Origin of the sequence: Saccharopolyspora sp. NPDC047091, assembly GCF_040643635.1 — a bacterium.
GTDB lineage: Bacteria > Actinomycetota > Actinomycetes > Mycobacteriales > Pseudonocardiaceae > Saccharopolyspora_C.
In genome coordinates this window covers 1-24,351 of record NZ_JBEYUS010000085.1, presented here as the reverse complement: position 1 = coordinate 24,351, position 24,351 = coordinate 1, and the positions used below count along the sequence as shown (strand labels likewise).

17 protein-coding genes are annotated in these 24,351 nt (G+C 72.2%); 10 read left to right on the top strand and 7 right to left on the bottom strand.

Going from position 1 to position 24,351, the window contains the following annotated elements; all coding sequences use genetic code 11:
- Positions 1 to 108: 108 nt before the first annotated feature.
- On the bottom strand, positions 109 to 2,130 hold the full coding sequence (locus ABZ805_RS26135) for a primosomal protein N' (RefSeq protein WP_358445536.1): 2,022 nt from the start codon (positions 2,128 to 2,130) through the stop codon (positions 109 to 111).
- Positions 2,131 to 2,242: 112 nt separating this feature from the next.
- Here ABZ805_RS26135 and ABZ805_RS26130 point away from each other — a divergent pair, with 112 nt between their 5' ends.
- Positions 2,243 to 2,710 (top strand): tRNA (cytidine(34)-2'-O)-methyltransferase, encoded by a 468-nt coding sequence (locus ABZ805_RS26130; protein ID WP_358445533.1) that lies wholly within the window; start codon positions 2,243 to 2,245, stop codon positions 2,708 to 2,710.
- A gap of 106 nt (positions 2,711 to 2,816) precedes the next feature.
- Here ABZ805_RS26130 and ABZ805_RS26125 read toward each other — a convergent pair whose 3' ends face one another.
- A complete protein-coding gene (locus tag ABZ805_RS26125) occupies positions 2,817 to 3,797 on the bottom strand; it encodes a TerC family protein (protein WP_358445538.1) in 981 nt (326 codons plus the stop codon).
- Positions 3,798 to 4,400: 603 nt separating this feature from the next.
- Between ABZ805_RS26125 and ABZ805_RS26120 the strand changes: the two genes are divergently transcribed.
- The 3 genes from ABZ805_RS26120 to ABZ805_RS26110 are packed head-to-tail and all read left to right on the top strand — an operon-like array spanning position 4,401 to position 9,635.
- Complete coding sequence (locus ABZ805_RS26120; protein WP_358445530.1) at positions 4,401 to 7,127, top strand: alpha/beta fold hydrolase; 2,727 nt, start codon at positions 4,401 to 4,403, stop codon at positions 7,125 to 7,127.
- The gene (locus ABZ805_RS26115) at positions 7,127 to 8,695 is read left to right on the top strand and encodes an ABC transporter permease subunit (protein WP_358445528.1); all 1,569 of its coding nucleotides are present in this window, start codon (positions 7,127 to 7,129) and stop codon (positions 8,693 to 8,695) included. The genes ABZ805_RS26120 and ABZ805_RS26115 overlap by 1 nt, the downstream gene beginning before the upstream one ends.
- Positions 8,696 to 8,741: 46 nt before the next feature.
- Positions 8,742 to 9,635, top strand: a complete 894-nt coding sequence (locus ABZ805_RS26110; protein WP_358445525.1) for a LysR family transcriptional regulator — start codon at positions 8,742 to 8,744, stop codon at positions 9,633 to 9,635.
- 16 nt (positions 9,636 to 9,651) lie between these two features.
- Here the strand turns inward: ABZ805_RS26110 and ABZ805_RS26105 are convergent, their stop codons facing one another.
- Positions 9,652 to 10,326 carry a DUF6461 domain-containing protein gene (locus ABZ805_RS26105; protein WP_358445522.1) on the bottom strand — a complete coding sequence of 225 codons (675 nt, stop codon included), beginning with the start codon at positions 10,324 to 10,326 and terminating at the stop codon, positions 9,652 to 9,654.
- 224 nt (positions 10,327 to 10,550) lie between these two features.
- Here ABZ805_RS26105 and ABZ805_RS26100 point away from each other — a divergent pair, with 224 nt between their 5' ends.
- The 4 genes from ABZ805_RS26100 (at position 10,551) to ABZ805_RS26085 (ending at position 14,750) form a co-directional block, all read left to right on the top strand.
- Entirely contained in the window at positions 10,551 to 11,738 is a 1,188-nt protein-coding gene (locus ABZ805_RS26100) for a CoA transferase (RefSeq protein WP_358445519.1), read from the top strand.
- A gap of 62 nt (positions 11,739 to 11,800) precedes the next feature.
- Positions 11,801 to 12,538, top strand: a complete 738-nt coding sequence (locus ABZ805_RS26095) for an acetoacetate decarboxylase (protein WP_358445517.1) — start codon at positions 11,801 to 11,803, stop codon at positions 12,536 to 12,538.
- Between the two features lie 14 nt (positions 12,539 to 12,552).
- Complete coding sequence (locus ABZ805_RS26090) at positions 12,553 to 13,518, top strand: 3-hydroxyacyl-CoA dehydrogenase NAD-binding domain-containing protein (protein WP_358445514.1); 966 nt, start codon at positions 12,553 to 12,555, stop codon at positions 13,516 to 13,518.
- Between the two features lie 47 nt (positions 13,519 to 13,565).
- Positions 13,566 to 14,750: an acyl-CoA dehydrogenase family protein gene (locus tag ABZ805_RS26085; protein WP_358445511.1), complete on the top strand. Its 1,185-nt coding sequence runs from the start codon at positions 13,566 to 13,568 to the stop codon at positions 14,748 to 14,750.
- A gap of 58 nt (positions 14,751 to 14,808) precedes the next feature.
- On the opposite strand, the gene ABZ805_RS26080 is transcribed toward ABZ805_RS26085, so the two are convergent.
- The 3 genes from ABZ805_RS26080 to uvrB form a co-directional block, all read right to left on the bottom strand.
- On the bottom strand, positions 14,809 to 16,362 hold the full coding sequence (locus tag ABZ805_RS26080; RefSeq protein WP_358445508.1) for a hypothetical protein: 1,554 nt from the start codon (positions 16,360 to 16,362) through the stop codon (positions 14,809 to 14,811).
- A 23-nt stretch (positions 16,363 to 16,385) separates the two neighbouring features.
- Entirely contained in the window at positions 16,386 to 18,308 is a 1,923-nt protein-coding gene (locus ABZ805_RS26075; protein WP_358445505.1) for a hypothetical protein, read from the bottom strand.
- 1,018 nt (positions 18,309 to 19,326) lie between these two features.
- Positions 19,327 to 21,483, bottom strand: a complete 2,157-nt coding sequence (gene uvrB, locus ABZ805_RS26070) for an excinuclease ABC subunit UvrB (RefSeq protein WP_358445503.1) — start codon at positions 21,481 to 21,483, stop codon at positions 19,327 to 19,329.
- A gap of 115 nt (positions 21,484 to 21,598) precedes the next feature.
- Here uvrB and ABZ805_RS26065 point away from each other — a divergent pair, with 115 nt between their 5' ends.
- The gene (locus tag ABZ805_RS26065; RefSeq protein WP_358445500.1) at positions 21,599 to 22,195 is read left to right on the top strand and encodes a DUF402 domain-containing protein; all 597 of its coding nucleotides are present in this window, start codon (positions 21,599 to 21,601) and stop codon (positions 22,193 to 22,195) included.
- Positions 22,196 to 22,382: 187 nt separating this feature from the next.
- Positions 22,383 to 22,808, top strand: coding sequence for a hypothetical protein (locus tag ABZ805_RS26060; RefSeq protein WP_358445497.1), 426 nt, complete (start codon positions 22,383 to 22,385; stop codon positions 22,806 to 22,808).
- A gap of 205 nt (positions 22,809 to 23,013) precedes the next feature.
- Here the strand turns inward: ABZ805_RS26060 and coaE are convergent, their stop codons facing one another.
- Positions 23,014 to 24,204, bottom strand: a complete 1,191-nt coding sequence (gene coaE, locus ABZ805_RS26055; RefSeq protein ID WP_358445494.1) for a dephospho-CoA kinase — start codon at positions 24,202 to 24,204, stop codon at positions 23,014 to 23,016.
- Positions 24,205 to 24,351 lie beyond the last annotated feature (147 nt).

Here is a 24,351-nt window from a genome sequence, read left to right as displayed (position 1 = left end):
CGGTGGTTTTTCTTGGGATCGGTGCGCCGCACCCGGCGGGGGGTGTGTGGCCCATTCGCCCAGTGTCATGGGGCGAATGGGCCACTCACCTCGGGTGGAGCGGGGTGCTCAGAGGAGTTCGAGCGGGTCGACCCTGATCTTGACCCGTTCGGCCGGCCTGCGGGAGGCGCGGGTCGACTGCGCCGCGTGCAGCGCGGCCGCGAGCTCGCGCCCCTCCGGACGGGTGACCCGCACCAGTGCGCGTTCCTGCTCGGAACCGCCGTCCTCGTCGACCTCGCCCAGCGGCACCGGCCCCAGGATCTCGCCGGTGCCGGGCAGTTCCAGGTGGTCCAGCAGGTCGTTCACCGCGTCCGGCGTGCCGTCCACCGCCGCGACCCGCATCGCGGGCGGGAAGCCGAGCTCGGCGCGCCCGGCCAGTTCGATCGACGCGTGCCAGGCCGGGTCCCAGCGCACCAGCGCCTGCACCGGTTGCAGCGTGGAATCGGCCATCACCACCACCCGGCCGCCGTCCTGCGCGGGCCGCACCATCGCCGCCGCGGCGAACCACAGCCGCAGCGTCTCCTCGGTGGCGCGCAGCTCCGGGCGGGACAGCAGGGTGCGCCCGTCCAGCAGCAGCGCCGCCCCGTAGCCGCCGTCGGCGACCGGTTCGGCGCCGGGCGTGCACACGATCAGCGCCGGTTTCGCGGGCACGCTGGACAAGATCTCCCCGCCGCCGGAGGTGCGGACCGCGACGCCGCTGAACGCCCGTCCCAGTTCCTCGGCGGTGCGCCCGGCGCCGATCGCGATCGCCCGCAGCCGCCGCGAGCCGCACGACCCGCAGCGGAACGCGGCCTCCGCGGCCCCGCACCAGCGGCAGGCCGCCGGCTTCGGCGCCCCGTCCTCGGTCCCGCCGGGCAGTCCCAGCGGACCGGCGCAGCGGCGGCAGCGCGCCTGCTCCCGGCAGTCCCCGCAGGCCAGCGCGGGCACGTACCCGCGGCGCGGGACCTGCACCAGCACCGGGGCCCCGTCGCGCAGCGCCGCGCGGGCCGCGTCGAACGCCACCGACGGCAGCCGGGCCGCGCGGGCCGCCGGGTCGCGGGCCAGCTGGGTGTCGTCGGCACCGATCGCCACCACCCGCGGCGCGACGGCCCGCACCTGGTCGCGGGTGCCGACGACCTGCTGCGCCCAGCCGGTCTCCACCAGCAGCGCGGCCTCCGCGGTCCGGGCGAACCCGGCGACGAGCACCGCGGCCCCGGCGGCGTGCGCCCGGTGGGTGAGCACGTCCCGCGCGTGCGGGTAGGGCATCTGCGGGTAGCTGTGCATCGCGTCGCCGTCGTCCCACACCACGACCAGCCCGAGGTCGTGCACCGGAGCGAACATGGCGGCGCGGGTGCCGATGACCACGCGCACCGCGCCGCGCAGCACCGCCAGCCACCGCTTGTACCGCTCCCCCGGCCCGAGCTCCGAGGTGAGCGCGACGACCCCGGCCTCCCCGATCGCGCGAGCGCAGGCGGCGTGCAGCCGGGTGACGTCGCGGTGGTCCGGCACCACCACGAGCACGCCCCGCCCGGCCGACGCGGCCGTGGCGGCGGCTTCGGCGAGCCGGTCGGTCCACTGTTCCCCGGGCAGCGCCTGCCACACCGCGCGGGCCGGTTTGCCCGCGTGCACGGCCTCCAGCAGCGCGGGTCCGTGCTGGTAGCGCTGCCACGCCGCGACGTCCGGCCGTTCCGGGGCGGGCGCGGGTTCGGCGGTCTGCTTCTCGGCGCGCGCGTGCCGGGGCGGCACGGCGAGCCGCACCACGTCGGCGAGCATCCCGCCGTAGCGGGCGGCGACGGCGCGGCACAGCTCCAGCAGCCGCGGCGGCAGCACCACCTCGGAAGAGATCACCCGGTCCACCCACTGCAGCGTGCCGGTGAAGTCCGAGTTCTCCTTGCGCTCCAGCAGATATCCGTCGACGAGCTTGCCGCGGAACCGCACCCGCACCCGGCAGCCGACGACGGCGGCCTCGTGCAGCCGGTCCGGGATCAGGTAGTCGAAGGTGCGGTCCAGGTGCGCGGGCAGCGACACCTCCACCAGCACGCTCGCCACCGGCAGCGCGGGTGCGGCCGTGCGCTCGGCCTTCGTCGTCGTGTTGGTCCCGCGCCCCGCCATGCGCACTTCTCTACCAGAGCACGGCGACGGGCCCGCGCACCTGGTCGGCGATCCGGGCGGCGCGGACGGGGTCACTACGATGCGGCGGGCAGCGAACGTGAAAGGACCCCGCGTGTTCGACGTCGTCTTCTACCACCCCGAGATCCCCGGCAACACGGGGAACGCCATCCGGATGGCGGCCGGTTCCGGCTGCGCGCTGCACCTGGTGCGGCCGCTGGGGTTCGGCGTGGAGGACGCGCGGCTGCGCCGGGCGGGCCTGGACTACCGGGACCGGGCGGTGCTGCGGGTGCACGACGATTGGGAATCGCTGCTGGCGGAGCTGGACCCGCAGCGGGTGTTCGCGTTCACCACGGGCGCGACGACCTCGCTGGAGCAGGTCCGCTACCGGCCGGGTGACGTGCTGCTGTTCGGCCCGGAGTCGGCGGGCCTGCCCGCGGAGATCTCCGGTTCCGACCGGATCACCGACCGGGTGCGGATCCCGATGCTGCCGGGCATCCGGTCGATGAACCTGGCGAACTCGGCGGCGGTGGCCGTGTACGAGGCGTGGCGCCAGCAGGACTACGCGATGCCCGCGGACTGATCCGCGCCGACCGGCCCCGAACGCGGAACCGCGCGGCACCCCGGTCGTCGGGATGCCGCGCGGTTCGCGGTCTCGATCTCGTCGGCGGCGCGGCCGCCGAGCGCGATCAGGGCTTGGTCTCGGGCTCCGCCGGAGCCGTCGCCGCCTCGTCCTTGCGGGCCTTCGCCAGGCTGGCCACCGTGGTGATCACCAGCACGCCGATGATGACGCCCAGCGACATCCAGTTGTTGATGTCCAGCCACTCGGGCACCGCGTGGTACTCGTGCAGCGCGTGCACCACCAGCTTGATGCCGATGAAGCCGAGGATGATCGACAGCCCGATGTTGAGGTACACCAGCTTGTCGACCAGCCCGCCCAGCAGGAAGTACAGCTGCCGGAGGCCCATCAGCGCGAAGGCGTTCGCGGCGAACACCAGGAACGGGTCCTGGGTGATGCCGAAGATCGCCGGGATGGAGTCGACCGCGAACAGCAGGTCGGCGCTGCCGATGGCGACGATCACCACGAACATCGGGGTGAGGAACCGCTTGCCGTCGATCTTCACCACGGACTTGGTCTCGTGGTAGTCGTCGGTGACCGGGAAGACCTTCCGGACCCACCGGACGACGATGTTCTCCTTGTACTCCTCGTCCTCGTCCTTGTTCCGGATCATGCCGATCGCGGTCCAGATCAGGAACGCTCCGAAGACGAAGAAGACCCACACGAACCGCTCGATCAGCGCGGCACCGACCGCGATGAACGCGCCGCGCATCACCAGCGCCAGCAGGATGCCGATCAGCAGCACCCGGTGCTGGTGGATCGTCGGCACCGCGAAGCTCGACATGATCACCATGAAGATGAACAGGTTGTCGACGCTCAGCGAGTACTCGGTGATGTACCCGGTGAAGTACTCGATCGCGAAATGCTGATCACCGAAGATCCACACACCGATGCCGAACACGATCGCGCAGGCGATGTAGAAGGTCACCCACCGAGCGGCCTCGCCGGTGGTCACCTCGTGCGGCTTGCGGTCGACGATCACCAGGTCGATCAGCAGCAGCAAGGCGAGACCGCCCAGCGTCGCCGCCCAGACCCACCAGTGAACGTTCAAGGAGTCGGCCGTCTTCTGAGCCTGCTGCGCCACCAAGGTCAGCTCGGCACCCATCGATTACCTCCGGTTCAGGGCGTGCGCCGGGACCGGAGGTCTCTTCCACCGGCGATGTTTCCGACCGGTCGACGGCACCGGGTCCCAACGGGAGCTTCGAGGCAACCGGTGGGGCCGTGATGACGATGCCGCCGCGAAGGAATACTCCCCTCCACAACGTTGCCAAGATTGTCACTTATGCACTGCTTCGAACACCAGCCCGGGTTGATCGCCCCGAATGCAGCCGGAAGGCTACGGCGAGCTACCGGTCGGGGCAATGCCCTGGTCACAGGACCACCCGAACCGGGGTACCGGTATCTGCGTGTGAGCAATCCCATCGCCCGAACCAGCGGCGCTCGAACGAACGGGCGATGGACGTGGTGCGGGACGCGGTTATGATCACCGCGCCCGCACTCGGGGATGCGGCAGTGCACCGAACGACACGACGATCGCGAGGGTGACGCCGCGGCGGACGGCCGGATTTCTGTTCGGTTGCTGCTTCATAGCGTCTTCGCCCTGACCCGACTCAGGATGAAACCGTTGCCGCCTCTTTCCCCTACTGTCGGGCCCGTGCCCCCGCTCCCCCGCCGCAGCAGGCCGTTCCTGCTGCTCATCGTGATCGTCGTGCTGCTGATCGCAGGGCTGGCGGCGCTCTGGTCCGGTGAGCGCCCCACCCCGGCCGCGCCGGCCCCGCGCCAGGCGCTGATCGACGTGCAGGACGGGCCGGACGGCCGGGAGCGCATCCAGATCGACTCGACCCTCTACGCGCCCGCCGCCACTCCCGCGCCCGCGGTGGTGATCGCGCACGGCATCGGCGGGGACAAGACGGATGCGGACGAGCAGGCGCGGGACCTGGTGCGGCGCGGGTTCGCGGTGCTGACCTACTCGGCGCGGGGATTCGGCGGCAGCAGCGGGCGGATCCGGCTCAACGCCGCGGACTACGAGGTCTCCGACGCCCACCAGATCGTGGACTGGCTGGCGCGGCAGCCCGAGGTGCAGCGGGACGGCGAGAGCGACCCGCGGGTCGGGTTCACCGGCGTCTCCTACGGCGGCGCGCTGAGCCTGCTGGTGGCGGGCAGCGATCCGCGGGTGGACGCGATCGCGCCGGTGATGACCTACAACGACCTCGGCCAGGCGCTGCTGCCGAACGCGGCGAGCGGCGCGGACTCCCCCGCCGACACGCCCGCGCACGGCACCGCGGGCCCGGAGGGCGTGTTCCGGCGCGCCTGGGCGGGCCGGCTGTTCAACCCGGGCGGGCCCTCGCCCGCCGACGGCTCCTCGGTGGCCTGCGGGAACTTCGCCCCGGACGTGTGCGCCGCGTACGGCGAGCTGGCGCGCACCGGCCGCGCCTCCCCCGCGACCCGGCGGTTGCTCGCCTCGGTGTCGCCGAGCTCGGTGACCGGGAACATCCGCATCCCGACGCTGCTGGCCCAGGGCACCCAGGACACCCTGTTCGGCCTGGACCAGGCCGATGCGAACGCGCGCCAGATCGCCGCCGCAGGCGGGGACGTGAGCATGGTGTGGTTCGCGGGCGGGCACGACGGCGCGGCGCCGGGGCCGCGCGTGCAGTCCCGGATCGCCGACTGGTTCGCCTTCCACCTGGGCTCCGGCGGGGCGCCCGCGCCGGGCGACCGGTTCCGGTTCGACATCGCGGGCACCGCCCGCGCGGACGGCGAGGTGCCGGTGCGCACCGTGTCCGCCCCCGACTACCCGGGCGTGCACTCGGACCGCACCCCGCGGTTCTCGCTGGACCTGCGCGGGCAGGCCACCACGGTGCTGAACCCGCCGGGCGGTACCCCGGGCGCGCTGAGCTCGCTGCCGGGGCAGCAGGGCCGCGGGGCCGAACCGTACGACCTGCCGCGGCAGGTCGCGGTGTTCGGCACCGAGCCGATGTCCTCCCGGATGCTGATCTCCGGGGTGCCGCAGACCCGGCTGTCGGTGGCCGCCGAACCCGGCCAGCCCACCACCGGGGACGCGGTGCTGTTCGCGAAGCTCTACGACGTGGACCGCGAGGGCCGCCGCGAACTGCTCGGCGACTCGGTCGCCCCGATGCACGTGACCGGCCTGCGCCCGGACGGCACGCCGGTCGAGGTGAACGTGGCGCTGCCCGGCGTGGTGCACTCGGTCGAGAGCGGGCACCGGCTGGAGCTCGCCGTGAGCACCACCGACCAGGCCTACGCGGTGCCGACGGCGACCGCGGTGCACCGGGTGGACCTGGCGGGGCCGCGGGCGCTGTCGGTGCCGTCGGTGAAGGGCACCAGCACCACCGGCGGCACGTTCCCCGTCGTCCCGGTCTCCGGGATCGCCGCGGTCGCCCTGCTCGGCGGGCTCGGCTGGCTGTTCACCCGGCTGCGGCGCGGCTACGCGCCCGCCGCGGAGGCCGAGGTCACCGGCCCGCCGCTGGAGATCAGCGAGCTCACCAAGACGTTCCCGCGCAAGGTCACCGCGCTGCGCGGGGTGTCGATGCGGGTGGAGCGCGGCCAGATCGTGGGCCTGCTCGGCCCGAACGGCGCGGGCAAGACGACGACGCTGCGGCTGCTGCTGGGACTGCTGCACCCGACGTCCGGGGAGGTCCGCGTCTTCGGGCACCGGGTCGAGCCGGGCGCTCCGGTGCTGTCCCGGATCGGGTCGCTGGTGGAGTCCCCCGGTTTCCCGCCGCACCTGACCGGGCTGGAGAGCCTGAAGCACTACTGGGCGGCGACCGGCAGGCCGATGCTGCAGGCCCGGTTCGACGAGGTCGTGCACATCGCGGGCCTCGGCGAGCACGCGCACCGGCGCACCGCCACGTTCAGCCAGGGCACCCAGCAGCGGCTGGCGATCGCGCAGGCCATGCTCGGGCTGCCGGACCTGCTGGTGCTGGACGAGCCGACGAACCGGCTGGACCCACCGCAGATCCACCAGATGCGCGAGATCCTGCGCCGCTACGCGGCGACCGGCCGCTGCGTGCTGCTGTCCAGCCACCTGCTGTCCGAGGTGGAGCAGACCTGCACGCACGTGATCGTGATGCACCGCGGCGAGGTGGTCACCTCCGGCAGCGTCGCCGACGTCGTGTCGGTGGACGGGCAGGCCACCTTCCGCGTCGACGACCCGGCGCGGGCCGCGGCGGCGCTGCGGGCGCTGGAAGGGCTCGGCGCGGTGGAGGTGGACGGCGAGCTGGTGCACGCCGACCTGCGCGGGCACGACCGGTCGATCGCGGTGAACGCGCTGGTGATCTCGGGGGTGGCGGTGGACCAGGTGGGTCCGCGGCGCAGGCTGGAGGACGCATTCCTGAACCTGGTCGGAGAGGAGCAGCGCTGATGCCGGAACGGTCCAGCGGGCCGGCGGCCCCGGACTCCTCGGCGGACGAGCCGTGGGCCGACGCGGGCGGGCGGGAGACCGAGCCGCTGTCGTCGGAGTCCGAGCGGCACCGGGCGGCGATCGCCCGCGCCCTGGAGTCCGGCGGCCTGCTCGGCGGGGATTCCGCCGAGCCGCGCGGCCAGCTGTGGGGTTCGGACGCGATGCTGCCGGACGATCCACCGGGTGAGCGCGACGTCGACCCGGCCGAGCTCACCTGGGACGTGCCGCCGGAGCGGGCGGACGCCGTCCCCGACGACCTGGACCTCGACCTCCCGGTACCGGAGGCCGCCGGTTCCGGCCGGTCGGGCCCGGACCACGACGGCGGTCGGCATCGCGGCGATGCCGAACGCCACGGCGAGCACGGGTACCGCGACGATCACGGGCACCGCGACGGCTACGGACCCCGCGACGATTCCCCCAGGGACTGGACCAGCCCCACCTGGGAACCGGACGAGCCCCGGTCCGCCGGGCCGGACGCGCCTCGGCCCGCCGAACCGGACGACCCTAGGTCCGCGGGGGCGGACGACCCGAGGCCCGCGGGGCCGGACGGGACCGAGCGCCCCACCGGCGGGCGACCCGGCACCGGCGTCGTCGAGAGCATCCCGGCCGCGGTCGTCGACCCGCCCCCGGCGGCGGACGAGGAGACCGCGGCCGCGCTGCCGGTCAGCGCGCAGGACCCCACCCAGCCCGACGGCAGCGTGCAGGGCTACCAGGTGCGCCGGACGCTGCCGGTGCGGGTGGAGCTGGCCCGGCAGGCGGGCAGGCGGCGGACGCGGCTGGCGCTGGGCTTCCTGGTGCTGCTGCCGCTGCTGCTGCTCGCCGCGTTCGAGATCGGCGACGACGGTTCGGTGCCGCGGACCGCGGACCTGTCCGGGATGGCGACCTCCGGCGGGTTGAACTTCACCGCGTTCGCGGTGTCCTCCTCGGGAGGGTTCCTGCTGGTCCTGGTGGTGGCGTTGTTCTTCGGCGACACGGTGGCCAGCGAGGCCTCCTGGTCGAGCCTGCGCTACCTGCTGGCCGCACCGGTTCCGCGCGGGCGGCTGCTGCGGCAGAAGGCGGTGGTGGCGGCGCTGCTGTCGCTGCTGGGGATCGCGTTGCTGCCCGCGATGGCGCTGGCGGCGGGCCTGTTCTGGTACGGCACGGGTGAGCTGGTGACGCCGAGCGGCAGCGTGCTGTCGTTCCCGGTGGGCCTGCTGACCCTGGTGCTGGCGGTGCTGTACCTGGCGGTGCAGTTGAGCTGGGTCGCCGGGCTGGCGCTGTGGCTGAGCGTGAGCACCGATGCGCCGCTGGGCGCGGTGGGCGGCGCGGTGCTGGTGTCGATCCTGTCGCAGATCCTGGACCAGATCTCGGCGCTGGGCGGGCTGCGCTCGTTCCTGCCGACGCACTACGCGTACGCGTGGGGCGATCTGCTGGCCGAGGAGGTCGACTGGACGGGCATGGCGAACGGGGCGTGCTCGTCGCTGGTGTACGCGGCGGTGTTCGTGCTGCTGGCGCACTGGAGCTTCCGGCGCAAGGACATCACCAGCTGATCGGGCGGGGCGGGGCGTGGCCGAACGGGGTAATAGGCTGCGGCACATGGAGGTGTTCCACCTGCGCTACTTCGCGGCCGTCGCCGAGAACCTGAGCTTCTCGAAGGCGGCGCGCCAGCTGCACATGGCGGTGTCGCCGCTGAGCAGGCGGATCCGCGACCTGGAGCGCGAGCTGGGCGTCCGGCTGTTCGACCGCGATTCGCACAGCGTGAACCTCACCGCGGCGGGCAGCGCCCTGCTGCCGCTGGCCACCGAGGTGCTGACCCGGTTCGACGACATCCCGGGCCGGTTGCGCCAGGAGCTGGGCACCCAGCAGCGCATCGTGCACGTGGGCGTGCCGCCGGGCCTGCACCCGCGGCTGCGGGACCGGTTGCGCGACTTCGACCGCACGGCGGGCTGCGAGGTGCGGCGCTGGCCGGGCGGCAGCCTGGACCTGGTGGAGCAGGTTCGGCGCCGCGAGCTGGAGCTGGCGCTGGTGCACCTGCCCGCGCACGCGGAGGGCGTGGAGGTCCGCGAGGTGATGCGGGAACCGCTGGGCGCGGTGCTGCCCGCCGCCGAGTTCGCGGGCCGCGAGTCGGTGTCGCTGTCCGAGCTGACCGGCCACGTCTACGCGCGACCGGGTTCGGGCCTGTCCCCGACGTACTTCGACCAGCTGGAGGTGCAGCTGACCGCGGCGGGCATCCACCGCCGCACCACGCTGAGCACCAGGGACTACTCGGGCACCGGTGAGTTCGTGGCGAACGGCGGGGCGTTCGCGATCTCGATGCTGGACCCGCAGAACCAGATGGGCCGCCCGTGGGAGCACGACCGGGTGGTGGTGCTCCCGTTCGCGGACATCGATCCGGTGCTGGCGACGGGCTTGATCTGGCGCGCGGACCGCGCCGAGCCGGGCGGGGAGCTCGCCGACCTGGTCGCCGGAGCCCTCGAAGCCCTCTCCTGACCGGCGCGGTCCCGGCTCAGTCCAGTTCGACGGCGATGGGTTCGGCGGCGCGGAGCTCGTCGTAGGTCCAGTTCGCACCGGCGAGCGCGCAGGCCAGGCGGTCGAGGAACGCGAAGTCGCGGCTCGTCGGATCGTCCTGGTCGTCCTCGATGAGCTCCTCGAGGTTCCCGGCCGCGTCGATCGCGGCACGCACGGCCGCGGGCGCGTCGGCGGGCAGTTCGGCCACGTCGCTCTCGACGTTGTCGAAGTCGGTGCTGAACACCGCTTCCCCGCCCTCGGCGTAGCAGAGCCGGTTGAGGGCGTTGATGTCGATGTGCAGCGACACCGCCGGTCCGCCCGCCGCGGCGGAGAGCGCGGTGGCGGGGTCGTCGCCGAGGTCCTCGGTGGTGTTGGCGTCGTCCATGACGAAGGTCCAGCCGCGCACCCGCCCGGCCAGCAGCACGGTCTCCGCTTCGGAGTCGAGGACGGTGGCGGGCAGCGAGCGGGCGTCGAGCTCGGCGGGGGCTTCGGCGGGCAGCGGGCAGGGCACGGCCCGCGCCGGGTCGGCGCCGAGCACCTCCAGCGCGGCGGCGGGTTCGAGGTCCCGCACCAGGTAGAACATCAGGTGGTCGGGCCCGTACAGCGACGTCGTCCAGACCGGACAGCCCTCGTCGTCGAGCGTTCCGGCGGGGAATCCCGGCGTGGTCAGCACTGCGCCTCCTCGGTTCGTGCGGTGTGCTGATCATTGTGGACGGCGGCACCGACAGACCGCGGGACCGGAGGGCGAAATCCCTGGTCAGAGCGCTGTCGTGGTATGACCGCGGCGGTCACGCCGTTGTTCTCCGATCGGGCGCACCGATCGATTGCCGCTCGCCGAACCCGCTCGTAGCGTCGTTAGTGAAGCTAATGAATCCGCGCGAGAGGAACTCCGCAGCCATGACAGCCCCCGCCGACGCACCCGCCACCTCGGGCCGGACCGGTCCGCTGGCAGGTGTCCGGGTCATCGACATGGCCACCGTGGTGATGGGCCCGTACGCGGCCCAGATCCTCGGCGACCTCGGCGCCGACGTCATCAAGATCGAGTCGCCGAAGGACACCGTCCGCAACGGCACCCTGCACCGCACCCCGGGCATGACGCCGTTGAACCTCAACGTCAACCGCAACAAGCGCAGCGTGGCGCTGAACCTCAAGGACGAAGCCGACCACGCCACCGCGCTGGAGCTCATCGGCGGCGCGGACATCCTCATCACCAACATGCGGATCGGCGCGCTGCGCAGGCTCGAAATGGACCACCAGAGCCTCGCCGAGCGGTTCCCGCACCTCATCTACGCGCACGCGCAGGGCTTCCGCCCCGACTCCGACCGCGCCGACCTCGCCGCCTACGACGAGACCGTGCAGGCCGCGTCCGGGCTGCTGGACCTCGCCGCGCGGTCCGGGGACATCGGCGCGCCCGTCGTGCTGCCCAGCATCTTCGCCGACAAGGTCGCGGCGCTGACCATCGCCTACACCGCGCTCGCCGCGCTGCACCACCAGCGCGCCACCGGTGAGGGTCAGCTGGTCGAGGTGCCGATGGCCGACACGCTGCTCGCGTTCAACCTGGTCGAGCACCTGCAGGGCGCCGCGTTCGAGCCGCCGATGGGACCGACCGGGTTCGCCCCCTCGATGAACAAGGGCCACCGCGCCCGTCCCACCAAGGACGGTTACGCGATGATCATCCCCTACAGCCCGGAGAACTGCCGCGACCTGTTCCACGCGGCCGGGCGCTCCGACCTCGCGGCGGACCCGCGGGTCAACGGCGAGATCCTGGACGCCATCAACGACGGCGAAGCGCTCGCCGAGCTCATCGAGTCGGTCACCCCGAACCTCACCACCGCCGAGTGGATCGACGTGTGCACCAAGCACAGCATCCCCGTCGGCCCGGTGCTCAAGCTCGACGAGGCGGCGGCCGACGACTACGTCCGCGGCGGCCACCTGCTCGACCTGGCCGAGCACCCCAGCGAAGGCTCCTACCGGGCCATCGGGGTGCCGATGAACTTCTCGGCCACCCCCGCCTCGATCCGCAGCCACGCACCGCTGCCCGGCCAGCACACCGACGAGGTGCTGCGCGAGCTCGGCAGGCGCTGAGCTTTACCGCAGCCCCCATCGGGGAATCCCGGCGACAACCCGCGCACGAAGGAGACCGGTCGTTGAACCGCGAGCAGATCCTGCAGAGCCCCACCACCCCGCTCACCGCACCCGCCTACGCCGCGGCGGTGCCCCGGTTCACCGACCGCGAGTACCTCAACGTCGTGTACCGGACCGACCCCGAGGCGCTGCGCGCGGTGGTCCCGGAACCGCTGGAGATCGATGAGCCGCTGGTGCGCTTCGAGATCATGAAGATGGGCGAGGTCACCTCGTTCGGCCCGTACGTGGAGTGCGGCCAGGCGATCCCGGTGCGCCTCGGCGCCGAACGCGGCGAATACCTGCACGCCATGTACCTGGACAGCTTCGCCGCCACCGCCGCGGGACGCGAGGCCAGCGCCTACCCGAAGGTGCTGGGTTCGCCCGCGCTGTTCCCCGACGAGGGGGCGCTGGTGGGCACCCTGGACTACGGCACGCAGCGGGTCGCCACCGCGACCATGGGCTACAAGCACCGCCCGCTGGACCTGGAGCAGGCGAAGGCCGAGATCACGGTGCCCTCGTTCATGCTCAAGATCGTCCCCGGGTACGGGCGGGAACCCCGGGTGTGCGAGCTGATCCGCTCGCAGATCACCGACATCACCGTCAAGGAAGCCCACACCGGCCCGGCCCGGCTCCAGCTGTTCGAGCACGTGCTGGCGCCGCTGGCGGACCTGCCGGTGCGCGAGGTCGTCTCCGCCAGCCACGTCGTCACCGACCTGACGCTGGGCGCCGCGACCCCGGTCCACGATTACCTCGCCGAGTGAAGGAGCGAAATCCCATGACGAGCAACGAGCTCCGGTGGAAGTCGGTCGCGGTCGTCGGCGCGGGCACCATCGGCCTGTCCTGGGCGGCGCTGTTCGCCTCCCGCGGGATGCGGGTGCGGCTGACCGATCCGCGCGAAGACCTCGCGCAGGTGCTCGGCGAGGCCATGCCGTCGATCGCCGCGGGCATCCCGGGCGCTTCGGCCGCCGACCTGCTCACCCGCATCGAGGTCTCCTCCTCGATGCCGGAGGCGGTGCAGGGCGTCGACCTGGTGCAGGAGAACGGCCCGGAACGGCTGGACTTCAAGCAGGAGCTGTTCGCCGAGATCGCCCGGCACGCCCCCGCCTACGCGGTGCTGGCCTCGTCGAGCTCCGGCATCATCGCCACCGACATCGCCGAGCAGCTGCCCGCGGAGACCGCCGCGCGCGTGCTCATCGCGCACCCGTTCAACCCGCCGCACGTGGTACCGCTGGTCGAGGTGGTGCCGGGCGAGCGCACCGGCGAGGACGTCGTGCAGGCGACCATCGAGTTCTACCGCGAACTCGGCAAGACCCCGGTGCGGCTACACAAGGAGCTTCCCGGGTTCGCCGCGAACCGGTTGCAGGGCGCGATCATGCAGGAGGCCGTCAGCCTGGTCCTGGACGGCGTGGTCTCGGCGTCCGAACTGGACACCGTGATGAAGGCGTCGCTCGGCGGCCGCTACGCCACGATCGGACCGTTCGAGAGCTTCCACCTCGGCGGCGGTCCCGGCGGCATCCGGCACATGATGAGCCACCTCGGGCTGCGCATGGCCGAGCAGTGGAAGGAGCTGGGTCGCCCCGAGCTGACGCCCGCCGCCATCGAGGAGATCGTCGGCCAGACCGAATCCGCCTACGGCGCAGGCCCGCACGCCTACCTGGAGCGCTCGGAGTCCCGCGACCGCAAGCACAACGCCATCAACGCCGCGCTGGACGCGGAAGCGGACGGCACCGACCGGAACTGACCGGCCGGGACACCCCCACCCCGGCCATTCGCAGAGAGAGGGCCACGATGCCCAAGAAGATCAACACCGATCCGGACTTCTTCGGATTCGCCGAGCTGCTCAGCGATTCCGAGCGCGCCGAACTCGCCGAGATCCGCGACTACCTGCAGCGCGAGATCGCCCCGCTGGCCAACCCGGCGTGGGACAAGGCGGAATTCCCGTTCGAGGCGATCGAGAAGTTCGCCAAGCTCGGCCTCGCCGGCTACCAGTACCCCGAGCACGGCGACGGCGTGGAGCGCAGCTCGCTGTTCCCCGGCTTCCTCAGCATCGAGCTCAACCGCATCGACCCGTCGCTGGCCGTCTTCTCCGGTGTCCACACCGGACTCGCGATGGGCAGCATCCAGGGCGGCGGCGACCAGGAACAGCGGGACCGCTGGATGCCGGACATGGTCGCCATGCGCAAGATCGGCGCGTTCGCGCTCACCGAACCCGAGGGCGGCTCCGACGTCGCGGGCGGCATGCGCACCACCGCGCGCCGCGAAGGCGACGAGTGGGTGCTCAACGGCGCCAAGCGCTGGATCGGCAACGGGACCTTCGCCGACATCATCGTCGTGTGGGCCCGCGACGAGGCCGACGGCCAGGTGAAGGGCTTCGTCGTCGGCAAGGACACGCCCGGCGTCACCGCGACCAAGATCGAAGGCAAGATCGCGCTGCGCACCGTGCAGAACGCCGACATCGTCTTCGCGGACGCCCGGGTGCCCGAGTCCGACCGGCTGCAGAACATCAACAGCTTCCGGGACACCGCGAAGGTCCTCGCCCGCACCCGCGGCGGCGTCGCCTGGCAGGCACTGGGCCTCGCGATGCGCGCCTACGAGCTCGCCCGCGAGTACGCGGTGAGCCGCGAGCAGTTCGGCAAGCCCATCGGCGGGTTCCAGATGATCCAGGACCTGCTGGTGAAGATGCTCGGCAACATCACCGCCATGTTCGGCATGGTGGTCCGGCTCAACCAGCTCACCGAGCAGGGCAAGGCGGGCGCCGAGCAGGCCGCGCTGGCGAAGGCGTTCACCACCACCCGGATGCGCGAGGTCGTGGGCTGGGCGCGGGAGCTGTTCGGCGGCAACGGCATCGTCCTCGACTACGAGGTCGCGAAGTTCTTCGCCGACGCCGAGGCCGTCTACTCCTTCGAGGGCAGCCGCGAGATGAACACCCTCATCGTCGGCAAGTCCATCACGGGGCTCAGCGCCTTCGCGTGAGCCCGTGCGGCGAGACGCCCGGGGCGGTCCGCCCCGGGCGTTCCGGTGCCCGGCTCGGTCAGTACGCGGTGCGCAGCGGAGCCCGCTTCCGGTCGTCGATCTCCACGACGTGGATGGCCCGGCCACGCGGTTCCCCGGTCGTCATGTCGAAGTAGAAGCCGTCCCCCGCCCCACCGATCCGGTGGTCCGGGTCGGAATACCCGCTGATCCCGCCGGTCACCGACACCGGGTCCGGTACGCGGTCCTGGCGGCCCTTGACCGCCCTCGCGATGCCCGCGGCCGCGGCCTTCATCGCGTCGTACTCCATGATCGCCCAGCCGTTGGCGAGGTTCGCCCCGCTGCCGGGCGCCGCGTGGAACCGCTCGCCGAACTGCTCGAAGTCGGCCGCGCGCGGGTTGAACTTCGGCGATCGGAGCGCGTCCGGGTCCGCCAGCGCCGCGTAGACCACCCGCACCTGGGCGGGCACCTCCGCCGGGTCCAGGTTCGCCGCGTCCGATCCGGTGATCACCGTCATCGGCCGCTGGCAGGTCGGCAGCTGCTTCAGGAACGGCAGCAGCTGGGACGCCCGCCCGCCGTACAGCACCGCGTCGTCCCCGCTGGCGCACGCGCGATCGGCCGCGTTCTCCAACGAGAAGGAGATCTCGTCCTCGCCCGCGTTGCCGGCGAAGGTGATCGGGAACTCGCTCACCTGGCTCCCGAACGCCGCCTGCAGGGAGTTCGCCAGGCCGACCGTGTAGAAGTCGTCCCGGTTGAGGTCCCTGACCAGCTGGTAGGACGACTTCCCCCGTTCCTCCTCCAGCCGGTCCGCCAACGCCTCCGCTTCGCGCCGGTTGTTCGGGCTGACGAGGAAGAACCCGTCGATCGGACCGCTCGGCACCTCGTCCCCGCCGTCGAAGTCCTCCACGACCCCTCGCGCGTTCAGGCCGTTGGCGGTGAGCACCGCCCCCACCATCGGGATGTCGGCGTCCGAGAGCGCGTGCGCCCCCAGCAGGGTCTCCTTGACGCTCACCCCGAGCCCGGTGACCGCGACCAGCGGGGACTCCGACCCGGTCCGGCGCACGAGCTGGTCGACGACCGGCGCCCAGCCCTGCTCCGCGGATCCCTCGTTGGCGACCACGACCTGCACGGCGGGTCCTTGGGGCCCCTCGTTGACGTCGTGCTGCGCTTGGGCGGCACCTTCGAGCAGGTCGCGCACCTGGTCTTCGGACGCGGCCCCGAAGGCGTGCTTCGGCACCGGGGTCAGCACGGCCACCGTCACCGTCTTGCGGGCCGGATCGGCCGCGGCGTCCCGGTTCTGCTGGTCGAACCTCGCCATCACCGGGCTCAGCGCGTCGACACCGAAGTTCGACGAGGCCGACACTCCGATGCACTCCGCGGCCCCGGCGTCGTCCGCGGCGACACCGGCCGTGCGCAGGCCGGCCGGGCTCACCCACTCGCCCGCACCGCAGTGCGCGTACGACACCGCTCGCCACCCGTTCGAGTACACCGCCAGCACTACGCCGCACGTCAGCCCGGCGGTCAGGAACGCGGCCAGCCACCGCCGCCGCCGCTGTCGCGCGGACTCCCGGTTCGACCGCGGCCGGGTGAAGCTCGTATCCAGCACCGTGTTCAAGGCTTCCTCCTGCACGCCGGTGTTCACCGGTACTTGTCCGCCTCGGCCCGCAACTCCGGGAGGCCGTCGCGCGCGTACGGCGCGACGTCGTCGAGGTCGACTGCGATCTCGCTGTTCAGCTCGTGCTTGCGGGCACCGCCGAGCGGATCGGCCGCCACCCACTTCGCGGCGACGAGCCGGGCCAGCGGGGCCACCGGCAGGTCGCGCGGCATGACCCACCTGGTCAGGTCGCGGACCCGCTCGACCGGGGCTTGCCCGCTCGTGTCCCGGCTGGGCGCGGCGCACACCGACCGCAGCAGCGCCAGCCATGTCGCGGCGGGCATCTGGTCCAGCAGGTCCGCGAGCCGCCGCGTCACCTGTTCGATCTCGCCGAGCGCCAAGGCGAAGTGCAGCTCCCCGGCGAGGTCGTGGTCCTGCTCGCAGTGGCTGCGCAGCCAGCGGTGCACCGATTCCCAGTCGGCGCGCTCGCCCGGACCGCGGGCGGCGAGCCTGCGCAGCAGCAGCCTGCGCAGCACCGGGACCATCACCTGGTCCGCGTCGACGGAGCACGGCCACCACGCCGCTTCGAGCACCACCGGCCGCGGGTCCGCCGACGCCAGCATCGGCCGGTACTCGGCCAGCCGCTGCCCTTCCGCGAAGTTCCGCGCCGCGGAGCAGGTGATCAGGTCTTCCAGGCCGGTCAGCGGAACCCCCCGCAGGAACGCCTTCAGCGCGAGGGCCTCCACCCGGTCCGAACCCGCCCCGACCGACAGCGGTCCCGCGAGCAGCTCGTGCAGGTCGGCCGGGTCCGCGCCGTGCTCCGCGATCGCGTCCAGCAGCATCCGGGTGGTGCGCGGGTGCCCGTGCGCGAAGCCGTGCAGCATCGCGACGACGCGCCGAGCGTTCCCCAGCACCGGCCCCAGCGGCGCCGCCATGTCGGCGACCGCGTCGGCGCTGAGGTCGCCCAGCAGCACCGGGTACGAGCCGGGCGTGCGGTTCGCCGCCGAGCGGGCGAGGTGGTCCGCGTAGCCCGCGACGTCGATCGGCACCGGGCCGCCGCGCGCGAGCGGGTCGACGTTCGCGGTGGCCACCGCGGTCAGCGGGTCCGGGTCCTCGGTCGCGGCCGTCCCGCGCCGCCTGCGCGCGGCTTCCAGTCCCCGCAGCAGTTCCGGGGCGGCATCCGCGTCGTCGAGCAGCACAACGCAGTTCAGCGTGCGGCGATCGGCCGCCCACCCGCTGCGGAACCCGTCCCGCAGGTCCGCCAGGAACGCGGCCCACAGCACGTCGCCCACTTCCTGCACGACCTCCGGATCGCTCGCGCGGGCCTTGCGGTTGAGGTCGACCAGCACGTCCACCGGATCGCGGTCGAGCCCCCGGTCCTGGTGCCCGTACCAGGCCCGCTCGTCGCCCCACTGCCACCGGGCGCGCCGCAATGCGTTGATGCCGGTCAGCACCAGGTCCGGCAGGTGCCCGCCCACCGCGGCGGCCCCCGGGACCGCGGCGGTGGGCGCTCCGGCCGCGAGCGAGGCCAGGAACTGCGGCGGGTCGCTGATCTTCGGGTAGGTGGCCAGCGACTCCTCGACCTGCCTGCGCGCGGCGGGCCAGCCGGTGAGGTCCAGGTGCGGCCCGAGGGCGAGGTGGCCCGCGATGAACCGGGGGAACTCCAGCGTCCCGTAGCCCTCGCAGGGCCTGCTGAGCTGAGCGGCGAGGTCGGCCAGCGCCCGCGGCACCGATGAGCCGTCGAGCCGCGCGCAGTCGAACCGGGCGCACGGCACGTTGCCGTCCATCCGGGCGGCGAGCTCGTCGAGCAGCGCCGTCTTCCCGGTGCCGCCGGTACCGCAGAAAACGAGGACGGGAACCGGCCGGCTCGCCGGGATTCCATCCCGTTCCGGGCGCGCCAGGAATTCCCGGACCAACCGCAGTTCCCGGTCGCGCCCGCACAACGGTCCGCTCGCGTGCCGCACCATGAGATCCCCCGATCCGCGCTGCACGACTCCCCCGGGCAATTCCCCACCACTCCCGGAAGAGCGAGAAAAGGAGATTACAAAGATCCGGACCGACCGGTCAACGCTCTTTTATCGGAAAGACGATACCGCCAGGCAGTGGAACCCGATCGGGCCAATCCTCAGCCGTCACATCCGCCGCTGGAGCAGCGCAAACCCGCCCGCACGCACAATTCGGCCACCCCGATTGAGAAAGATCGACAACGTCATCAAGATCGGAAATTGCCACCGCCGAATGGTGCACGTTCACGCCGGTCATATTCCACAAGAGCGAACGACGAAAAGAAGCATCCGGGCGAATACCACCGCGAACGCATCACCACTCCCGCGCACCGCACGGCCACCGCCTCCTCCCGATGGCACCGCCGCCCCCACCGAGAACCCGACGAGTTCGCCGCCGCCGAGATCCCCTGTTCGCCAACGTCCGCGCCCCACCTTCACCGAACCGACCCCCAACGTTGGTCGAGCGCCCCACCCGCCCAGCCGCCCTACCCAGGCGAATGGCCCACTCGCCCACCGAGGCCGGCCGAACGGGCCACTCACCCAGCGATCCTTCCCAGGTGAATGGCCCACTCACCTGACCGCCCTACCCAGGTCAATGGCCCACTCACCCGGCCGTCCTACCCGGGTGAATGGGCCACTCGCCCACCGAGGCCGGTCGAATGGGCCATTCACCCGGCGGTCCTGGCCAGGTGAATGACCCACTCGCCCAGCGAAGTTGGTCGGGTGGGTCGTTCACCTGGTTTGCCACCGGTAGCTGCCGCGGGTCGCCGCCGTCCGGTACCGATCCCAGCAGCTGTGCGTCGTGCACGTCACCGCGGTCGTCGACCCCGTCCGCGGTGAACGCCACCCGGCCCGCCGGTGCGACCGACCGGTGCGCGGCAGCCGCGGCGCGCTCCCACTGCCGGACGCGGGTCTGCCGCGCACGCGGGGGCGCTCGCAGGCGCCCCGAACCCGCCACCGCCCCGGCGCGGGCCGGGACCTACTTGATGCCCGCGGCGTCCATGCCGCGCAGTTCCTTCTTCAGGTCGTGGATCTCGTCGCGCAGCCGCGCCGCCAGCTCGAACTGCAGCTCGCGCGCCGCGTTCATCATCTGGTCGTTGAGCTGCTGCACCAAGTCCGCCAGCTCCGCCCGCGGCATCGAGCTGGTGTCGCGCCCCTCCAGCACGCCGGACGAGGCCACCGCCTCCCCGCTGGGCTTCTTCCCGCGCGAGGAGTTGCGGCCGGAGCCACCGACCGCCACCGACTCCTCGGTGTCCTCGGACTCGGTGTAGACCCGGTCCAGGATGTCGGCGATCTTCTTGCGCAGCGGCTGCGGATCGATGCCGCGCTCGGTGTTGTAGGCGATCTGCTTGGCGCGGCGCCGGTTCGTCTCGTCGATGGCGTGCTGCATCGAATCGGTGATCTTGTCGGCGTACATGTGCACCTGGCCGGAGACGTTGCGCGCCGCGCGGCCGATCGTCTGCACCAGGCTCGTCCCGGAGCGCAGGAAGCCCTCCTTGTCGGCGTCCAGGATCGCCACCAGCGACACCTCCGGCAGGTCCAGGCCCTCCCGCAGCAGGTTGATGCCGACCAGCACGTCGAACTCGCCGAGCCGCAGCTGCCGCAGCAGCTCCACCCGCCGCAGCGTGTCCACCTCCGAGTGCAGGTAGCGCACCCGCACGCCCAGCTCCAGGAAGTAGTCGGTGAGGTCCTCGGCCATCTTCTTCGTCAGCGTCGTCACCAGCACCCGCTCGTCGCGCTCGGCGCGGTCGCGGATCTCGCCGACCAGGTCGTCGATCTGCCCTTCGGTCGGCTTCACCACGACCTCCGGGTCGACCAGCCCGGTCGGGCGGATCACCTGCTCGACGAACTCGCCGCCGGCCCGCCCCATCTCGTACGGGCCGGGCGTCGCCGACAGGTACAGCGTCTGCCCGATGCGGTCGGTGAACTCCTCCCAGGTCAACGGCCGGTTGTCCATCGCACTGGGCAGCCGGAAGCCGTGCTCGACCAGGGTGCGCTTGCGGGACATGTCGCCCTCGTACATGCCGCCCACCTGCGGCACCGTCTGGTGCGACTCGTCGATGACCAGCAGGAAGTCGTCCGGGAAGTAGTCCAGCAAGGTCGCGGGCGCCGTCCCCGCCTCGCGGCCGTCGATGTGCCGCGAGTAGTTCTCGATGCCGGAGCAGAAGCCGACCTGGCGCATCATCTCGATGTCGTACTGGGTGCGCATCCGCAGCCGCTGGGCCTCGAGGAGCTTGTTCTGCTTCTCCAGCTTCCCCAGCTGCTCCTCCAGCTCGCCCTCGATGCCGCGGATCGCCTTCTCCATCCGCTCCGGCCCCGCCACGTAGTGGGTCGCCGGGAAGATCCGCACCTCGTCGACCTCGCGGACGATCTCGCCGGTCAGCGGGTGCAGGTAGTAGAGCCGCTCGATCTCGTCGCCGAACAGCTCGACGCGCACCGCCAGCTCCTCGTACGCCGGGATCACCTCGACCGTGTCGCCGCGCACCCGGAAGGTGCCGCGGGCGAACGCGATGTCGTTGCGGGTGTACTGCACGTCCACCAGCGCGCGCAGCAGCATGTCCCGGTCGATCTCCCCGCCGACCTCCAGCGCGATCGAGCGGTCCAGGTACGACTGCGGCGTGCCCAGGCCGTAGATGCAGGACACCGAGGACACGACCACGCAGTCCCGCCTGCTCAGCAGGTTCGAGGTCGCCGAGTGCCGCAGCCGCTCCACGTCCTCGTTGATCGACGAGTCCTTCTCGATGTAGGTGTCGGTCTGCGGGACGTACGCCTCGGGCTGGTAGTAGTCGTAGTAGCTGACGAAGTACTCGACGGCGTTGTCCGGGAAGAACTCCCGCATCTCGTTCGCCATCTGCGCCGCGAGCGTCTTGTTCGGCTCCAGCACCAGCGTCGGCCGCTGCAACCGCTCGACGAGCCACGCCGTGGTCGCCGACTTGCCGGTACCCGTCGCGCCCAGCAGCACCACGTTCGCCTCGCTGGCCTTGATCCGCCGTTCCAGCTCGTCGATCGCCGCCGGCTGGTCGCCGGACGGGTCGTAGTCGCTGACCATGCGGAAGCGGCCACCGGTGCGCGGGATGTCGCTGACCGGCCGGAAGGTGGTGTCGGCCGGGGTCGGGTACTCAGTCGCGAAAGCCACGTCCTCGAGGGTACGAGCCCCCACCGACAGCGCGCCGCCGCCCGAGGCGCGCACCACCCGCCGTCCCGGATTTCAACCCTGCCGCCGCACCCCGGACCCGACCTACAGTGGCGGGGTGACCACGCAACGCGAGATCGCAGCGAGCCTCGGACTGCCGGTGCACCCGCCGAAGGTCGAACTGTTCGACGTCGAAGCGGGCACCAACACCGATCCCAAGAGCATCATCCGCGACGTCGACGAGTACCGGCGCGCGCCGTTCGGCCTCTACCTCCGCCGCGGGATGCCCGACCACCCGAAGCTGCGGGCGCTGCAGTCCTGGCTGCTGCCCGAGCACGACCTCCGCATCACCCGCTGGGAGCACCGGCCGGGATTCGCCGACGGGTGGGACTACTACGTGGACATCGCCCGCGTCGAACCCGGACCGCGGCGGTGGCGCACCGAGGACCACTACCTCGACCTGCTGGTCGCCGACGGCCGCGAGGCGCGGTTGATCGACGTCGACGAGTTCCTGCTGGCGGTGCGGGCGGAACTGCTCGACGAGCGGACCGCCGAACGGGCCATGCGCGCCGCGTGCACCGCGCTGGAAGGGCTCGCCCGGCACGGCCACCGGTTGGACGACTGGCTGCGTGAGCTCGGCATCGAGCTCACCTGGTCCGGGCAATCCGACCACGATCCCGCGGTCCGGCCGGCACTCGTACCGCCGAATCGGTGACGGCCCGCGCACGGGCCGAATCGATATCCGACCAGGACGGGAAAGTTATGTTAAAGAACGGTACTGACGATCACGGACTCCGAAATCGGCGCTACTGTCTGGAGTCGTGGGCGCCGTAATCACTCCTCAGCTGGTCGACATCATCGATCTGTTCGCTGCGCAGCGTTCGCATTCTTCCGGCGCTGTCGTGCCCCTCGATCGATGCCAGGTGGAGCACTGGGGACTGTCCCTGGAGTGCGCCACACCCGAGGATCCCGCGCACGAAGGCGAGGTCACCTGGCTGATGCCGGACCTCGGGCTGCGGCTCACCCGCCGCCGGTCCCGGCGCAGGCACTCCCGGCGGGAGCCGAGCATGCTCACCGTCGTCCACGTCGAACGCGACACCCGATCGTGGACGGTGACGGATCTGCTGCTCGGCCTGCAGGTCCCGGACCGCGGCTCCGCGCGCATCGTGCAAGCCGAGGAATTCGCCACCGCCATCTCCGCGGGAATGATCCGCCTCAGCGAAGCCGACTACGCGCTGCGCACCGTGCACCGCACCTTCGAAGAGATCACCCGCCATCGGGACATCAACCAATGGCTGGCCCACCGAGGCATCTTCGAACTCTGGTGAGTTCTCGGGGGTCCTTTTACTCCCAGGGCGGGTTGCGGAACCTCAGCGTTCTCCTCGCTGCGGGACCGTTTTGACCGGTGGCATCCGCCACAGGAGACAACGCCGTCCTCGCGAGGAGAACGCTGAGAACCCGCTGCGGTGCCGGGTGCTCTGGTGGTCGGCTGCTCAGCGGCTGCGCCGCTGACAGGAGGAAGAACTAGCTCGTTCAGTCCCGGGGTGGGGCCCAGCCTGTTCGGTCCGCCCATTCCTGGGCTTTCGGGAGTGCTGCGGGGAACCAGGGGTCCTTGGCCGCCGCGTAGGCCTCGGGGGTGTCGTGGCGGGCCGAGAGCTCGCGCTTCACGGCCAGGTAGTCCGCGCGCGCTTCCGGATCGGCCCGCAGCCAGTCCCGCAGCAGCAGCGCCACCCACCAGCCCGGCCCGCCCTGCACCCGCACGTGCAAGTTCACCGGCCGGCCCGGGTCGGCCGAGTTGTGGTAGCGCTTGCTCCAGTGCGCCGGCTCCGGGTCGAAGGGGTGCGGGTTGTCCCGCTGGATCCCGTGGTCGGCCGGGAAACCGGCGTCCGCCAGCGCCTCCGCGATCGCGTCGGCGTCGGCCAGCGACCGCACCGACAGCTGCAGGTCGATGATGTCCTTCGCCGGGAATCCGGGCACCGAGGTGGAGCCGACGTGCTCGACCCGCAGCCCGGCCTCGCCCGCCGCGCGCAGCACGCGGGCGCCGAGCCTGCGCGCGGTGCGCGGCCACTCCGGATCGGGGTCGGCGAGCACCGGCGGTTTCCGCGGCGGCCGCTGCCGCTCGCGCACCCCGCGCTCGTAGGGCACCAGCCGGTCGAACCACAGCCGGTCCACCGCGGTGACCAGGTCCTCGACCGGGCCGGTGTTGTCCAGCCACACGTCGGCGGCCTCGCGGCGCTGCTCGTCGGTGGCCTGCGCGCGGATCCGCGCCCGCGCGTCCGCCGCGTCCAGGCCGCGCGCGGTCAGCCGCCGCACCCGCTCCTCCTCCGGAGCGTCCACGATGATCACCAGGTGGTAGTTCGCGGCGTAGTCGTTCTCCACCAGCAGCGGGACGTCGTGCACCACGATCGCGTCCGCGGGGGCTTCGGCCATGCGCTGCGCGGTGAGCTCGCCGATCTTGGGGTGGGTGATGGCGTTGAGGTCGGCGCGGGCCTGCTCGTCGGCGAACGCGACCCGGGCCAGCGCCGGCCGGTCCAGCGCGCCGTCCGCGGTGCGGATCTCCGGCCCGAACCGCTCGACCAGTTCCGCCAGGCCCCGGCTGCCGGGTTCGACGACCTCGCGGGCCAGCCGGTCCGCGTCGATCAGCACCGCGCCCAGCTCCACGAGCCGCGCCGCCACCGTCGACTTGCCCGATCCGATCCCACCGCTGAGGCCCACGCGCAACATGCGCCCCATCCTGCCAGGCCCCGGACGTGCGACGGCCCCGCACCTGCGAACAGGGACGAGCCGGACGCGCCGACACCGCCGAAGGGAGCCCCGGCGTCGTCGTTGAACGTCTGGTCGTTGATGTGCACCTGCCCGGACGGGATCCGG